Raw genomic sequence first — 260 nt, 5'->3', positions numbered from 1 at the left:
GCCCAGGCGTGCCCATGTTTCAATGCCGCCTTCGTCATCCCCGTAACCGTCGTGATCGAGAATGCGCAGCACCCAGCGCCGCCGCGTTTCCCGATCGGGACAGTTCGACATGACCGCCGCGTCCTTCAGAGGGATGTTGATCTGGTAGTAAAACCGGTTCGCCACCCAGCCGCGAATCTGTTCGCGCGAGCAACCACCTTCGTTCATCTTCACGTTAAACGGATGATGAATGTGGTACGCCGTGCCCTTCGCGCGAAGTT

Annotated in this window: 1 protein-coding gene; it reads right to left on the bottom strand. The window is 59.2% G+C overall.

Annotation, left to right across the window (positions count from 1 at the left end; all coding sequences use genetic code 11):
- Positions 1-260 (bottom strand): thiaminase II/PqqC family protein (locus RH81_RS16840; RefSeq protein ID WP_206539394.1); only part of this gene is annotated, 260 nt, incomplete at both ends.

The organism is Psychroserpens jangbogonensis (genome assembly GCF_000797465.1).
In the GTDB taxonomy this organism is placed as follows: domain Bacteria; phylum Bacteroidota; class Bacteroidia; order Flavobacteriales; family Flavobacteriaceae; genus Psychroserpens; species Psychroserpens jangbogonensis.
Note: the sequence above shows the minus strand (reverse complement) of the source record. Positions and strands in the feature narration are given on the sequence as shown.